Below are 15,917 nucleotides of genomic sequence, written 5' to 3' on the forward strand. Positions count from 1 at the left end.
CTTCCTTCAACAACAGCCGTTCCTTACACTTCTTCTTAGGAGCATGGCCAGTAGTAGGAATCTGGTTCACAGCATTAGGAATCAGTACAATGGCATTCAACTTGAATGGTTTCAACTTCAACCAGTCAATCATTGATTCGAGTGGTCGTGTAATTAACACTTGGGCAGATATTATCAACCGGGCTAACCTAGGTATGGAAGTAATGCACGAGCGTAACGCTCACAACTTCCCTCTAGATTTAGCAGCTATTGAAGCTCCAGCAATCAAGGGTTAATTCTTAACTGATTGATTAATGAGAAAAAGCTCTCCAAAAATGGAGGGCTTTTTTTTGATCAAAAGTATATGAATCTTACCACTTGCAAAAAAAGTTGTCATACTTGAGGTATATAAAATTACTATAAAATTCTTAAATTATTATCAATTGATACAGCGATCGCCTACTTTCTATGTAGTAACTTAATTCAAGAATAATTTTCTTAATACCCCTTTGCAAATCGAAAGACACTAGCTATTCTATTGAATAAAGGTCTATATTAATCTAGTAATTCTGTAAGCTTTATGAATTTGAGGTAAGTTATGAATAAGCCTAGTAGTCTTGTCACGACGGTAATCCTAACATCTATGATAGCTATCAGTGTTAATGTAGTGGGTAAAGCTCAAGAATCTGCTCAATTTGAGTGTATTCAAAAGTATACTAATCTTGGCGTTTCTCCTGATACTGCAGTTTCTGAGTGTAACAAACAGATTGTTGGTAATTGTATTCGCAAATTAATTGGGCAAAGAGTAGTTGCTACATCTATTCTTTATTCAGAAGAAGAAGGCTATTTAATCGATCTTGGTAATGAGGACTCTAGTTGGTTAGAAGGTGGTAGTTGGAAAGATAAGGGATGTGTGGCAAATACAGTTGGGCCTTACAAAAGACAAAGTGATCAACGACGAACATTTTGGAACAATCAAAGGTCTTATGAATGGTTTCGTCAAGGTTGGTGTCAAGAACCAGAAATAGTTCTTGATAAAACTTACTCTCCTGATGAGGCAAAAATTTTATGCGAGGCTGGATATACAGGTAGTAATACAACAGAAAATCAACCTACAGAAAGTACCTTTCCAGATAACTCTACAACAGAAAATAAATCTACAGAAAGTAACTTCCCAGACGACTCTAAATCGGACTAAAACATATTCGTATTTAATACTATTGAAGAAGCATTTTCTCAGAGTTAGTTTTAACCATTTTGATTGACAAAAAAATCTGGTTTTTATATCAAATCGACTGACTACGGTTCCGTAAGAAATCGGTAATATAAGAAACCGGATTTCTTCGAGGTAAATGTTACTATTTTAAGGGATTTGAGACAAACCCGGTTTCTCTGCTTTTTTATACCGATACTACCGGATTTGATATTATATCATTTTCGGTTGAATAGTTATCATTAGATATCTCCAGAAAAGAGGTAATAGACAATAGGCAATAGGCAATAGGAAAAAATAATTGATAATTTCTTGTCGTGATAATTGATTTGATTTTTGATTTCTGGAAATGTCTATTAGGAATAGATGGAAGAGATATCTCAAACCCCTAATATTCATTCCTATCCTTACCGAAGAATTAAATAATTAAATAATTAAATAATTCACGCCTTGAAGCCTCCGCTTTAAAAGGGAAAAAAATAAATTTTTTCCTTTTATTCAATCCTCTTCCTTTTACAGAGAGGTCATTACAAATTATTAATTCTTGAAGGAATGTTGTGCATTCATATCGTGAAGCTTTAGCGGAGTTTTGCATGAGCAAAACTTTCTATTCCGTTCCAGTCGCAATGATTTTATAGTTAGTATTTATCCGAATATAATATTATAGTTGTTTAACTTAAAAATGAGACATTTTTTTTATGTGAAACTTCGTCAGATCAAGAAAGCTTTGTCTCAATCTAAAGTTAAATGACAATATATTCTATTTTCAGAATTCATGGTTAAGTTTATGCTAAAAAATAAGACATTAAAAAATATATAAACTGAACTTCTATGGAATCTACTGTCAATTTTCCCATTAAAGAAAAAATACCAGAAAAGTTACCAGTAATAGAAACTACTAACTTAGGTAAATCATACCGCACTGGCTTTTGGATGAATCAAAAAATAGAGTCTCTGAAAAACTGTAATTTGACAGTTTATCAAGGAGAGACTTTTGGGCTTTTAGGACAAAATGGTGCAGGTAAGACTACTCTACTTAAAACTTTACTAGGAATTATCCGCCCTACCTCTGGGGAAGGAACATTATTAGGGCAACCAATAGGCGATCGCTTGGTTAAGGAAAAAATTGGTTATTTGCCAGAAAATCCTTATTTTTATGACTATTTAACTGGATGGGAATTTTTGGAGTTTGTAGCTGGATTATTTCAAATATCTAAATCAATACAAAAACAAATAATACCGGAGTTACTTGATTTAGTTGGATTATCTAAATCGGCAGCTATAAAAAAACAATTACGTCAATATTCTAAAGGAATGTTGCAAAGAGTTGGGATGGCGCAAGCTTTGATTAATGACCCAGAATTAGTGTTTTTAGATGAACCAATGTCAGGTTTAGATCCAATGGGGCGTTATCAAATCAGAGAAATTATTGTTTCTTTGAAGGAAAAAGGAAAGACTATTTTTTTTAATAGTCATGTTTTATCAGATGTGGAAAAAGTTTGTGATCGGATAGCTATTCTTGTAGCTGGAGAATTAATTTGTATTGGTACTTTGGATGAAGTATTAGGCATAAATGAAACCTATTATGTTAAGGGTAAAAGTGGTAATATTCAGATCCTTAAACAATGGATTCCAGATTTAGAATTTGAGAATAATTTTTGGCAAGGTCATTTACAGGGAGACCCTCAAGAATTTTTAGTTAGTCTGGGATTAATGAAAGCTACACTAATTAATATGAACATTGAAAAGATTAGTCTAGAAGAATATTTTATGCAGAAATTACGAGAACGAGGAATTTTTGCTAGTAATTAATAAATACTTCCAAAAAAGAGCGAAAAATCTTAGTTTATATAGGGTTGGGAGACCAAACCCCGACGGTCTTAAATTCTACTATGGTTTGGTTTAGAAACCAAAATCCTATTTTTATTTATCCTCAAGCTTCCCACCTTCTGCTTTTTCAGCAAATCCTAATTAGGGTTGTCTGAAAAAGTATGAAAGTATTAACATTCTAAAGTTTTAACCTTTTTATGTAGGGAAAAAGTACCTGGTTTTGAGCTGCTTAATGCACGATTCCCGAAAAATCAAAAATTTACCATCTTCGCTTCATCGTTGGGAAAAAAAATTACTTTCCTACTCCTCTACTCCCCTACTCCTGAAAAAAGACCTTTTCAGCAAACCCTAATTAATTAAAATCTGCTTCCGTAAATTTGCTTTTTTTTTAGCTTTTTTCGAGAAAAAATTGCCTCTAAAAAAATTAGCCAGGCTTGAGGATAAAAAGCTGCTGGCAATAAGATATTTAAAGCTGTTAAAAATTGTTTTTGTTTGACAGCTATCATGCCCCAATGTAAATTCATATATCGTCTAATATTGCTAATATCTGGAATGAAATTTTTGTGCTTTTTATTCACTCTGGCATAAATTTTTTCTTTCATTAAAATATTAGTATCACAACGTTTTTGTATAGGAATTTTTTGGTCATAACCTCCAGACCAAACAGTACGAAAAACTAAACATTTATTGATAAAAATAGCATCACCTAAATCAGTAATTCTCACCCAAGAATCAATATCATCACAACTTGTTAAATTAGTATCCCATCCACCACACTCTAAAAAAGCATCTCTACGAAAAGCCACTTGAATAGTAGTACCAAAAGGCACTAATTCTAGTAACATTCCATAATGAACATCTTCTTGAGAAATATAAAATGCTGTTCCCGGTCCAGTTTTTCTAGTACGACTAATTTCTACCTCATTAATATCAACTTGTGCTGCTTGACAAGAAAGAATTACTGATTCAGGATGAAGAGTAATTACTTTAGTCATTTCTTCCAGACAATTAGGTGCTAAATAGTCATCATCATCTATAGGTTTTATCCAATCTCCCTGAGCATTTTGAACACCTATATTCATTGTAGCTGCATGACCTTGATTAGAAGTAGTACGATAATAAGTCAGGCGATCGCCAAAACTTTTCACATATTCTTCTGTACCATCTGTCGAACAATCATCAACTACAATTATTTCACATTCTATTGCTTGTTCTAAAGCGGAATTAATTGCCCGTTTTAATAAATTTAAACGATTATAGGTTGTAATTACAACACTAAATTTCATCTATAAATTTTCCTCCATATTTTTTGAGCGATCAGAAGAAGAAATAACATAGGAAGAAGTAAAAAGGCAAACCAATATTTTGATTTAGATTTATTGTTGCAGATTTTGTAACTTTGATTGATATTTTGGGCAAAAAGAAATTACGCCTGATGCTATTACTTTACCTGTATAAAGAGCTGCCGTTTGTAATTGTTCTTGTGTTAAACCTGACTGTAATAGTGAAATAGCTGCCTGGGTTGAAACTTCTTCCACAGAAGAACCTTTTTCTAAAGAAATACAAGTATTACGAGCTAATTCTAATGCTTTTTTTTCACCTATAATATTATGTATTTCTACTTCTGCTGGAGTTAATGAACTTCCTAATAAGTCTTCAAATGATTCTGCTTGAGCAGGACTAGATAATAGTAGGTTTAATAGTATAGTTATACTAATACTTAAACTTTGACGTATTCTATTATTTTTTTTCATTTTCTTATTTCTTCAGATAAGAATATTTAGATAGGGTTGGCGCTCAAAAGTTCGATCGTGGACGTAGGGAGTAGGGAGTCAATCCACCCCTAATACCTCCCAAGAGCTATCCTTTATTAAGGAACTCCTGAAACCCTTGTGGAGGAAAAGGTAGACAAGGTAGACAAGGAAAAAGCATCTCAAATGAGAGGAGCATAATTTCTTACTAATGTCTGCGTTTTATGTTAAGAAAGATGTTTATAAAGCATAGCTTCCAGGAGGGGGAGTAGTTAAGAGTTAAGATAAATAGAAGTTACAGAGGAGTTGGCCACAAAAAGAGTAAGAGTGATTATTTTATCATAGTTAGCCAAAAATGCTCAATTTTTGATTTTTCGGGAATCGTACCTCAGTAGCCTAAAAGTTCCCACTTTCTTGATACCTAAAAATCATAAAACCCTTATCTATCAATCCTTCTATATTTATTCAGACAGCCCTAGATAGGGTTTGCGTATGGAAAGTTTTTTGGTAGGGTTAGAAGTCAACCCACCCCTAACCCCTCCCAACCCACTCCCTACTCCCTACTCCCCCGTTCCCGTAGGAACGTTGCATGCAACGTCCCTACCCTTCACAACAAGACTGAAGAAGCGCAAACCCTAATTATTACAGAAAAACTAAAGGGAAATTATGAATGACCTTTTCTAGAACTTTCCTAAATCCTAACTCTTAACTACTCCCTACTCCCTACTCCCTTAACTAAAGCGATACATTTTTTAAATAACTACGAGGATCAAAAGTACGATTAGCCTTAATTTTCTCATAACATTCCCTTTCTAGAGAACTAATATTTTTGGGAGCAGTAATAATAATTCTTACTAACTGATCGGTACGTTCCCCAGATTTAGGTTTAGGCCATCCCTTACCTCGCAAACGCAAAGACTGACCAGAACGAATACCCGCAGGAACATTAACATTAACCATACCATCTGGAGTAGGAACATCTATCGAAGTTCCTAAAACAGCTTCATCGGGAGTTACTGGTACTTCACATAATAAATTATCTCCCTCAAATTGATAAAAAGAATGAGGCTGAATTTCTACCTTCAAATATAAATCTCCCCTTTGTTGAGTATATGGATCTAATTGACCTCTACCTTTAACTCTGATTTTGCTTCCTGGTTTTACTCCAGAAGGAATTGAAACTTCTCCACCACCCACACGCCTTTGCGTCCCATTAAAAGCTTCTGCAAAAGTTAGAGTAATATCAGCTTCTAAATTTAGGGAAGTTGCCGACTTACGACTATCAAAACCAGAACGACCATCAAATCCATCACTAAACCCTCCTGGCCAACCTGTATTGGTTTTGTAGGTGTAAGTTTGTCGCCCACCACGATTACTACTACCAGGACTACCACTACGTCCTAATAAAGTATTGATAAAGTCATCAAAGCTGGCATACTGACTAAAGTCAAATCCACTAAAATCTACAGTAGTACCACTTGCACCACCAGACCATCCACCGCCACTAGAACCTACCTGTTTCCAATATTGACCAAATTGGTCATATTTTTGGCGTTTTTCTGGGTCTGATAAAACTTCATAAGCTTCGTTAACTTCTTTGAAACGAGCTTCAGCTTTGCGATCGCCAGGATTCATATCTGGGTGATATTTTCGAGCTAATTTACGATAAGCTTTTTTTATTTCTTCTGCACTAGCAGTTTTAGTTAAACCTAAGATTGAGTAATAGTCTTTAAAATCTGTTGTCGCCATTTATTCTCCTCTTGATATTATATTTTTGAGCAATTACATTAATGTTAATATATGATTATTTTTGAGTTTTGGAATTGTATAGGATTATTGGGAAATAGAAATAATTTTGATTTTGATGGTGTTTTTTTTGTAGGTATTTAGCTATTAGCAAGTCACCTCAAGCGCAATAAAAATGAATTAAACAAGCATTAACTTGAATGCTGATAATATATGTTTTCAGTTATTATGATAATAATTCATCTTTGACTTTCATTAGAACTTATCCTGAAACAAGTTTAATTTAAAATAGTAAATTTTGTCAGAGAAAAAAACAATAAATTAGGGCGATAAACCGAATTGATTTTTAAGTTTTGGTAAGCATTCAGCAGTCAGCTATCAGGCATTATAAGAGTGCTTTTGGCTTCTGATAAAAGCTTTATTATACGGTTCCGGATAAATCAGAATTTTTTTTACTATAAAAGCGAGTTTTCGACTCTATATTTGTTGAAATATTCTCCTCAAGCTTGAGGTTTTTATTAGCTGAATAGGAGCGCATTCCGGAGGAAAAGCTGATAGTTAATAGCTGTTTGCGCAGCATTCTTCAGGAAATGCTTACAATTTTGGTGTGTCACTCCTGCTCCTAATTAGAGCTTGCTAAAAAAGTCTTTTAGTAGCGGGGAGGAGTCAGAATCGAGCAATCCAGCAATCCGTATAGGAATAACAGTTATAAAGGAATTAGCTGGAAGAATTTTCTCTTAATTTTTCTCTCCTACTAAACTTTTTCTGCTAACTTTTTTCACCTTTTTGACCTAAAAGCTGATACTTTTTCCAGACATAAAATTGCTACTTTATCTGTCAATGGTTTCATCTTTTCATACGCAAACCCTAATTATTAGTAAGTTGTTTTTTTACAAATTATCAAAATTAACTATTTAGTTAAGTTCGGTTATTTCTGAAAAACTAATGGCAATTGCCGTACACATTTTTTTCTGTTGTTAGTAACTGGCTTGCTTGTTTAATCAATTTACAATTACTTTAAAGAATTAGTTAAAATTATGAATTTATCTAAAAATTACAATCATTTAAAATTAAAAAATAAACAGTAAAACCTTGATTATTTCAGATTAAAAATTTCAAAATAAATATAGCGCTACTTTTAGGGAACAGGCAACAGGGAACAGGTATGGAGAAAAAATGAATAGCTGATCATATAAGGTTTTTAGCTATTGAACACCTCCTGCAATTTGTAAATATTAAGTCCGCACATTGCTATATCCTATAACTGTAAGCATTCAGCTATTAGCAATGAATAACTATTTTTGAGCTTTGGGAAGACAGTTTCGATAGTAACTTTTTATTGTTTTTCAACTTCAACGGTTATTTGATCTTCTTCACAATTAATACCTAATAGCTGAGAGCTGAATGCTTACCTATAACTTAACAAAAAAAAGATTATTTATTTGTCATAAATAATGAATTTTGCTCAAACAATCCTAAGTATTCATTCTGCATCGTCAGCTAGCCTCCTGGGTCGGAACTACGTTAACAACTATTGATTTTAGTTGGAAATAAAAGCTTTATTAATTGAAGTAAATATAATTTTACTGTAAAAACTGACTTTATAGGTTATTTTCATTTAAAGCTTTTCCTTAAGGTTTGGATATTATTGCTGAATGGGAGCGCATTCCGCAGGAAATGATGATAGCTAATAGCTGAATCCTTACCAATCTTATTCAGTAATTCGTTTTACTTCATCAAATCCTTCCGCACAACTTGGGGGAACATCTATTAATTGTCGAGACATTTTCATAATTACTTCTTCTGGTACTTGGCGCTGTCGTTGTTTATTTCTTTCTAAGCATAATTGTAATGATTTGTCAACCCATAAACCTATTATCTGACTAAATCCAGTTTCTCTAGCCTGGTCAATTACTTCTCTTCTTCCCCGACGTTGGGTATTAGTAGCATCATATATAGCCAGAGATGTTTGGTTGACAGCTTGGTGAAACTGTTGCTGTACTTCCTGCCACACCTTTAACCAAAGCCCCTGAATTGTTTCATCACCAAATAATTGAGCGCGAATAGCATCAGTAGAAATTAATTGACACTGAGGATATCTAGAGACTATTTTCCTGGCTAGAGTAGATTTGCCACTCGCTGGAAGTCCAATGAGAATAATTAATCTGGTCATTTCAGTTATCAGTTATAGCGCTGTGCCCAGGCAATAGGCAACAGGTAATAGGCAATAAGGGGAATAAATTAGTGATAAGATAAAAATTTTAGCTATTTATTACTCTGCTGAAAAAGTCCGAAAGTATTGAGCCTTTTTAGGTAGGAAAAAAGTACCTGGTTTTGAGTTGCTTAATACACGGTTCCCGAAAAATCAAAAATTTACCATCTTCGGCTCATCGTTGGGCAAAAAAAATTACTCCCCTACTCCCCTACTCCCCTACTCCCCTACTCCCCAACTCCCCTACGCCTTAAAAAAGACTGAAGAAGCGCAAACCCTATTTAGCCCCTCCAGCAATTTGTAAATATACCAGCGCTTATTGCTATGTCAGTTATTAATACTGACTCTCGTAAGAACGTTGCATAAGGGCGTCCCTACCCTTAAAAAAGACTGAAGAAGCAACCCTATTTAGCCCCTTCGGCAATTTGTAAATATACCAGCGCTCATTGCTATGTAAGTTATTAATACTGACTGCTGAAGGATAATGAATTTTGCCTAATAACTTTTTCAGAAATTTTTTCTACAGTTTGAGAAATTATATGGTATAATTACCTCTACTTTTTGAACAAAAGAACAATATTTATAAATTAATGGGACATTAAATCCCACTAATTTACCGTTGATTTCAATAAGTCAATTATGCAAAGATTGTGTAAAGCTAGGAATTAGCTAGATTTCTGTGTTATCTGGGATAGTAGCATTTTTCAAGACCACAACAATACCACTACGAATGATGAACCCTTCATCCTCCCGTTGAGCCTCTTCTATCCTGTCCTTATTGACTATTTGGACATTACGACCAATGCGGGCATTCTTATCAATAATTGCTCCACGAATTGTCGTGTTGGCACCAATACCCAAAGGTACATGACCCTCTTGCAGGCCAGATTGACGTTCAGCAAAAGGTTCATAATAGTCTGAACCCATCAGTAGAGAATCTTGAATTAAACAATCAGCTTCTACACGAGACCGCACACCTAACACACAATGGTCAATCTGACATTTTTTCAGAATACAACCTTCTCCCACAATTGACTCTGTAATTTGGCAGTCCAAAACTTTACTTGGAGGTAAGTAACGAGAGCGAGTGTAGATAGGAGCTGTTTCATCATAGAAACTAAACGGAGGTTGAGGCTGTTGAGTCAAAGCCAAGTTAGCATCATAGAAAGACTTGATAGTTCCGATATCTTCCCAATAACCTTGGAATGGGTAAGCTTGAACATTATACTTATTAGCTGACTTGGGTAAAATTTCCTTACCAAAATCTGTATGGTCTGATTCTTCTATAAGTTTGATCATTACATCTTTATTAAAGACATAAATCCCCATAGAAGCAATATAAGGTTGTTCTTTAGCTATTTCTGGACTAACTCCTAAGATGGAGGTATCAACTGCCATAGCTTTGAGGGCATCACCTTTAGGTTTTTCACTAAATTCAATAATCCGACCTGAGTCATCAATTTTCATTAAGCCAAAGTCGGAGGCCCGTCCTTCATCAATGGGTAAAACGGAAAGGGTAATATCTGCCTTAGTGTCAATATGGCGTTGGACAAACTCTCGGTAGTCCATGCGGTAGAGATGGTCTCCAGAGAGAATTAGGTAATAGTCAATATCCCACTCTTTAAATAACCAAATGTATTTACGGACAGCGTCGGCTGTTCCTTGGAACCATTCTGGATTATCTTTAGTTTGTTGGGCTGCCAGAACTTCGACAAAACCTTCACTGAAACCTGGGAAGTTATAGGCACGAGTAATATGACGGTTAAGAGAAGCTGAGTTAAATTGGGTCAGAACATAGATTTTTTGGATATCTGAGTTGATACAGTTACTGATGGGGATATCTATTAAACGATATTTACCAGCTAGGGGGACTGCTGGTTTGGCCCGCAGTTTAGTTAAGGGATAGAGGCGAGTGCCTGCTCCACCACCTAAAATTATACCTAATACATTTTTCACAGTTGAACCTCAATATTTATGATATTCACATTCTTAGTGTCCAATGGTTGGGGATCATTGGCAAGAGGATAGTAAAAGTCAAAATTCAAAATTCAACAGTTAGAAGTTAGAAATTTTGAAGTCAAAATTCAAAAGTCAACAGTTAGAAGTAATTTTTGTTTGTTTATGGGTTGGCGATCGCTGTTTATTGAGATTAGAAGGTAAAAGTTAGAAATTTGGGGGGTATAGTTCAAGTCAAAATTCCAAAGTCAACAGTTAGAAATTTTGAAGTCAAAATTCCAAATTCCAAATTCAAAAGTCAGAAATTTTGAAGTCATGCATTCAAAAGTCAAAAGTTAGAAGTAATTTTTGTTTGTTTTTGTTTATGGGTTGGCGATCACTGTACAAGTCCTAGATACTACTAAGAATTAAATTTTTTTATAAGCCAAGAAGTGTAGTGAGAGTTGGTAGACAATTTTTGAGAGTAGTTGCTAGTTTGCTAGCGTCTGTCATCGTTGCCGTTAGACCTTTAAGAGCATTCAAAGCCATTGAACAAAGCTTGAGGATACGTTCTCCTGGTGTTTTTTTGGCTTCTTCGGCTATGGTTTCTACAGCTTCAAGGGCTTCCTTTTTTTGGCTTTCTGAAAGTGTAGAATCATTATTAATTGATTCTTGTAAGGCAGTTAAAATAGTTGCTAAATCTGCGCCTTTTTCTGTTTTAATATCCTGAAGTTGTTGGATAGTATTGTTAATTTGACCATTGAGATTTACCAATGCCATACTACCAGAATTTGTGAGACTAACGTCACTTAGATGAACATCTCCAGATGTGGTTTTATCTCCACTAACTAGATCGCCACTAATTTGAGGATTTTCATTTTTGTTTTCCATAATTTCTACCTTTTCTGACGGGTTTAATAATATATTAGCTTTATTACCTTGAATTGATAATTCATTATAATAATAATTTGTAATACTCTGATGAATTGCTGGTTTATCTGCAGTTGGTGAAACAGCAATTTGTGCAAGAACAACATTTTCGTCTTTTTGTTCTATTTTCCAGCGACTTTTTTTTATTCCTTGATATTTATTTGCTGTTTTATCTAGAGCAGTACCTAGAGCTTGCCAACCGCCAAAATCAAAATCGTGTAAAAGTACATCTACAGTTTCTTGAAGTTCATCTATCCATCTTTCAAATTCACTATTTTGAAATTCTCCACTGTCTGGTTTAGGTTCTAAAAAACCGTGTTTGCCTTGTTTAATATAAATTCTTTGACAATAAACATCTTTAAAGCAAGTACGACTATTTATACTCCAATCTTCTATACAAGTTTCTGTTAGATTAGCTCTGGAAAAATCTACATCTAATAGTTGAGCTTTAGATAAATTTGCTCCTTCTAAATTAGCATCTGTTAAATTAGCACCATTTAAGTTTGCTCCTATGAGAATAGCTCCTGCTAAGTTTGCTCCTCTTAAGTTAGCACCACTAAGATTTGCTCTAGTATAATCTTTGCCAGCGCCATCCTCTGGATTTGTAAGTAGCTTTCTTACATGAGGATTTTCTAAAATCGTATCTTGCAGTCTAGACAATTCTAACCCTGTAACATTTTTAAAACTAGCGCCGGTTAATATAGCTTTTCTAAAATCTGTATGGGGTAAATGTGAATTATCGAAGCAAACATTTGTTAAATCAACACCGTAAAAAGATGTTCCACCTGTGGCAGATAAAAATATAGCTATTTTTTTTATCCATGCAAATTTTGGTGAGCCTATGATCGCTTTTTTGGAAATAATATAACCTGTAAAAATCGTAGCTATTATTAAGATGTTTATGAAAACATCTTCTAGTAAAACTTTTTCTTCCTTAGTTAAAACTATCGCTGCAAAGACGACACTAGCTAAAGTTAAAAATTGACTTAAAGTTCCACTGGTAGTATATACAATATTTATCAGTAATGCAATAATTGTTGTACCTAAATATGCTAAAGTAATACTAAATCCAAGGAATGGTAGGCATTGAATAATTATATTAGTTTTATCTCCGCTGATAAATAAGAATATATTAGGAACAATGGTCAATATAAAAATTATAGAAATTCCAACTTTTGTAAAACCATTAATTGCTATATAATATAGGGAAAAAAAATAGGGTATTGAAGTTATTAAGATAGCTTCCTTTGTGTTTATATTAAAATCACCTATCTTTTGTAGTTCTCTCAAAACTTGACTTGCTACAAAACCTGAAACTAGAGGTATCAAACTTGATAAAACACCCACTAATATTCCCCATAGTGTTATTAGTAACTTATAAATGTTTTTATGTCCTGCAGATGCATTACTAAATCCTTTATTTTGAATACTACCTTTAAAAGTAATACTACGAATATTCCTTGAGTCATAATTATTCATTTAGCTAATTCAGAGGTATTTTTGATTAACAACCAAAGTTACAATATTTACACCATACAGCTCTGTAATTTGAACGTGAATAAACATTATTAGTTCTCGATCCTGTAATAAGATAAATGTCTATGTACTGAGTTCTCAGTAAATCTATAAATTCTGCTGAAGTACCTGTCTGTTGAATAAATTCAGCTTCAGTTTTATATTTTTTCCTAATATAAAAGTCTATATCAAACTTAAATAGAGGTAAATCTACTTCTCTTTTCTCTAGAGTATCAATATTACAATTTAAAGCAGTACAAATTTTGTCAAGTTGTTTCTTAGTAGATGGCTCTTTTAATTTTTCTTTACTTATAGGTTGAGTGCTATAAAAAGTTAATACTGATATATCTATTCGAGATTTTTTACTCAACTCTTCCAAACTTTTATCTGTATCACTATCTGGATATAACTCTTCTAACCTATATAATATCTTAAGTTGAATTGCTCCTCTTTCAATACTTTGTGGCTCATCCTCATTATTAGAAATAATCATAGTTTTTGGCGCATCTGCACCCTCAAACCATCTTGTTGGAAATTCTTCTATCCAATCTTCTGTAGGGTTATTTGGATTAGATTCAACTTTAACTTCTTCTATCGACTCATTACTATTTTGCTCCTTTAATTGTAAAGCTTTTTTTTGTCAGTTTTAGCCATGTCATAGTTATCTATCCTCAAACTAATTAATTTCACTCATTCTACTAAGCTTTAATATAGAAATATATAAATAGCGAATATTGTTACATAATTTTACAACAAGTTCAATATCTGGTAACTTTGAATAGAACAACTTAACGTAAGCATTCAGTTATTAGCATTCGGCTATCAGCTTTTTGAAGAATCAAGCTAAAGACTAAGGTTAGCTGACAAAAATGTTTCATTTCCTTTCCTTTCATTCGGAATACTTGGCAAACAGAATGCTTGGCAAACGGAATGCTTCACAAACATAACTTTTAATTCGCCTTGACTACTAATTCCTTCTTACAATATAGTAAGTTAATAACTCATAGCTGATAGCTAATAGCTGATAGCTGAATGCTTACAACTTAAATCAAAAGTTTATCTATGCAAATTCAAACACCAGAATGGGTAAAACACGCTGTATTTTACCAAATTTTCCCAGACCGTTTTGCTAAAGGTCAACCACCCACCCAGGTCAAAAAAGGAATAGATAAAGGTTGGTATCCGAGTACCCTAGAATCTTGGGATGAACCTCCTACTCCTCAAGGTTACAAAGGTGGCAACCTCTGGGGTGTCATCGAAAAACTTGATTATATTCAAGACCTTGGTGTTAATGCCATTTACTTTACACCAATTTTCCAATCCACTTGTAACCATCGCTATCATACCCATGACTATTATCGAGTCGATCCAATTTTAGGCGGTAATGAAGCTTTAAGAATATTAATAGATGCTGCTCACGCTCGGAATATAAAAATTGTTCTGGATGGAGTTTTTAACCACGCTAGTCGGGGTTTCTATTTCTTCAACGATATTTTGGAAAACGGTCCTCATTCTCCCTGGTTACATTGGTTTAAAATAGAAGACTGGCCTCTATCTGCTTATGATGGTAGTTTACCTGCTAATTATGTGGGATGGGTAGGCAACCGTGCTTTACCTGTATTCAATCACGATAATCCAGAAGTGAAAGAATATATTATGGAAATTGGGGAATATTGGTTAGAATTTGGTATTGATGGTTGGCGGTTGGATGTACCTGCTGAGGTGACGACTCCTGGGTTTTGGCAAGAATTTCGCGATCGCATCAAGGCTATTAACCCGGAAGCTTATATTGTGGGTGAAGTCTGGACTGACTGTGTACAATGGTTGGATGGTACTCAGTTTGATGGGGTGATGAATTATTTATTTACTGGTCCGACTATTGCTTTTACGGCAGGCGATCGCGTAGATTTTGACCAAGTGAAAGGCCGTGACTATGTAGCTTATCCAGCTATATCTGCTGCTGTTTATGGTCAAAAAATGCAGGAGTTGTTGCAACTATATCCTTGGGAAATTCAATTAACTCAACTTAATTTATTAGATAGTCACGATACAGCTAGAGTTTTGAGTATTGCTCAAGGAGATAAAGCAAGTGTGGAATTAGCTACTTTATTATTGATGACTTTTCCGGGAGCGCCGAGTATTTATTATGGTGATGAAGTAGGTTTACTAGGGAAGTTAGACCCTGACTGTCGTCGTGGTTTTCCTAATAATGAAAAATGGGATATTCAAGTTCTAGAATATCATAAAAAATTAATTGCTATTAGGAATAAATATTCTGCTTTGCGTACTGGTAATTATGAAGTTTTATTTGCGGAGGGAAATGTTTATATATTTGCTCGAATTTTAGGAAATGAAGAAATTATTATTGCCGTTAATATTGGTATAGAAAAAACTAAGGTAAATGTTAGTATTAATCAGCTAAAATCTCAACCTAATACAATTATTTATGGTAGTTGTGAAATTTTGCAAAGAGGAAATAAAGTTAGTCAATTAGAGTTAGATTTACCAGGAAGAAAAGGCTGTATTTTAATGAATAATTGATAATGAAAATATAGCAATCAGCCCTTATGTTTTCACAATTAAAAAATTAGAAATAAACTCCGGTAGTATTGGTATACAGAGGTTTTCACTTCGATAAACCACAGTAGGGGCGCCCCTACAGAGTTCTTGGTTATGACGGTGTGGTTCATTAATCTGAAAAGCCCTGTAATTAAAGCTCCGTATCAGTTTGGAAACTAAAATTTGTAGGAGTTTAGTTTTTGCTCTTTTCTGATGGTAGAACCTTATTCACCAAAGCAAGAGAATT

The 15,917-nt window shown here is 34.0% G+C and carries 10 protein-coding genes and 1 pseudogene; 4 read left to right on the forward strand and 7 right to left on the reverse strand.

Features of this window, described 5'->3' with window-relative positions:
• From VKJ25_RS18405 to VKJ25_RS18415, 3 genes and pseudogenes are all read left to right on the forward strand, one after another.
• A pseudogene (locus VKJ25_RS18405) lies at positions 1-275 on the forward strand (photosystem II q(b) protein); the annotation flags it as partial.
• A 302-nt stretch (positions 276-577) separates the two neighbouring features.
• Positions 578-1,177, forward strand: a complete 600-nt coding sequence (locus tag VKJ25_RS18410) for a hypothetical protein (RefSeq protein ID WP_324238096.1) — start codon at positions 578-580, stop codon at positions 1,175-1,177.
• 846 nt (positions 1,178-2,023) lie between these two features.
• Positions 2,024-3,004, forward strand: coding sequence for an ABC transporter ATP-binding protein (locus tag VKJ25_RS18415; protein ID WP_324238097.1), 981 nt, complete (start codon positions 2,024-2,026; stop codon positions 3,002-3,004).
• 374 nt (positions 3,005-3,378) lie between these two features.
• Here the strand turns inward: VKJ25_RS18415 and VKJ25_RS18420 are convergent, their stop codons facing one another.
• The 7 genes from VKJ25_RS18420 to VKJ25_RS18450 form a co-directional block, all read right to left on the reverse strand.
• Positions 3,379-4,308 (reverse strand): glycosyltransferase family 2 protein, encoded by a 930-nt coding sequence (locus tag VKJ25_RS18420; RefSeq protein WP_324238098.1) that lies wholly within the window; start codon positions 4,306-4,308, stop codon positions 3,379-3,381.
• Between the two features lie 90 nt (positions 4,309-4,398).
• Positions 4,399-4,776, reverse strand: coding sequence for a hypothetical protein (locus tag VKJ25_RS18425; protein ID WP_324238099.1), 378 nt, complete (start codon positions 4,774-4,776; stop codon positions 4,399-4,401).
• A gap of 732 nt (positions 4,777-5,508) precedes the next feature.
• Positions 5,509-6,522: a DnaJ C-terminal domain-containing protein gene (locus tag VKJ25_RS18430; RefSeq protein ID WP_324238100.1), complete on the reverse strand. Its 1,014-nt coding sequence runs from the start codon at positions 6,520-6,522 to the stop codon at positions 5,509-5,511.
• Positions 6,523-8,230: 1,708 nt separating this feature from the next.
• Entirely contained in the window at positions 8,231-8,692 is a 462-nt protein-coding gene (locus VKJ25_RS18435) for an AAA family ATPase (protein WP_324238101.1), read from the reverse strand.
• Between the two features lie 708 nt (positions 8,693-9,400).
• Entirely contained in the window at positions 9,401-10,687 is a 1,287-nt protein-coding gene (locus VKJ25_RS18440) for a glucose-1-phosphate adenylyltransferase (protein WP_324238102.1), read from the reverse strand.
• Positions 10,688-11,104: 417 nt separating this feature from the next.
• Positions 11,105-13,075 carry a pentapeptide repeat-containing protein gene (locus VKJ25_RS18445; RefSeq protein ID WP_324238103.1) on the reverse strand — a complete coding sequence of 657 codons (1,971 nt, stop codon included), beginning with the start codon at positions 13,073-13,075 and terminating at the stop codon, positions 11,105-11,107.
• Positions 13,076-13,100: 25 nt separating this feature from the next.
• Positions 13,101-13,604 carry a hypothetical protein gene (locus VKJ25_RS18450; RefSeq protein WP_324238104.1) on the reverse strand — a complete coding sequence of 168 codons (504 nt, stop codon included), beginning with the start codon at positions 13,602-13,604 and terminating at the stop codon, positions 13,101-13,103.
• A gap of 569 nt (positions 13,605-14,173) precedes the next feature.
• Here VKJ25_RS18450 and VKJ25_RS18455 point away from each other — a divergent pair.
• On the forward strand, positions 14,174-15,652 hold the full coding sequence (locus VKJ25_RS18455; protein WP_324238105.1) for a glycoside hydrolase family 13 protein: 1,479 nt from the start codon (positions 14,174-14,176) through the stop codon (positions 15,650-15,652).
• Positions 15,653-15,917: the final 265 nt, after the last annotated feature.

The sequence above is a fragment of the Okeania sp. genome, assembly GCF_035285525.1.
Taxonomy (GTDB): domain Bacteria; phylum Cyanobacteriota; class Cyanobacteriia; order Cyanobacteriales; family Microcoleaceae; genus Trichodesmium.

Bases quoted from the DNA above. Each gene is read 5' to 3' on its own strand.
- VKJ25_RS18435 (WP_324238101.1), bottom strand. From the start codon at position 8,692: ATGACCAGATTAATTATTCTCATTGGACTTCCAGCGAGTGGCAAATCT.
- VKJ25_RS18420 (WP_324238098.1), bottom strand. From the start codon at position 4,308: ATGAAATTTAGTGTTGTAATTACAACCTATAATCGTTTAAATTTATTA.
- VKJ25_RS18445 (WP_324238103.1), bottom strand. From the start codon at position 13,075: ATGAATAATTATGACTCAAGGAATATTCGTAGTATTACTTTTAAAGGT.
- VKJ25_RS18425 (WP_324238099.1), bottom strand. From the start codon at position 4,776: ATGAAAAAAAATAATAGAATACGTCAAAGTTTAAGTATTAGTATAACT.
- VKJ25_RS18450 (WP_324238104.1), bottom strand. From the start codon at position 13,604: ATGATTATTTCTAATAATGAGGATGAGCCACAAAGTATTGAAAGAGGA.
- VKJ25_RS18430 (WP_324238100.1), bottom strand. From the start codon at position 6,522: ATGGCGACAACAGATTTTAAAGACTATTACTCAATCTTAGGTTTAACT.
- VKJ25_RS18410 (WP_324238096.1), top strand. From the start codon at position 578: ATGAATAAGCCTAGTAGTCTTGTCACGACGGTAATCCTAACATCTATG.
- VKJ25_RS18455 (WP_324238105.1), top strand. From the start codon at position 14,174: ATGCAAATTCAAACACCAGAATGGGTAAAACACGCTGTATTTTACCAA.
- VKJ25_RS18415 (WP_324238097.1), top strand. From the start codon at position 2,024: ATGGAATCTACTGTCAATTTTCCCATTAAAGAAAAAATACCAGAAAAG.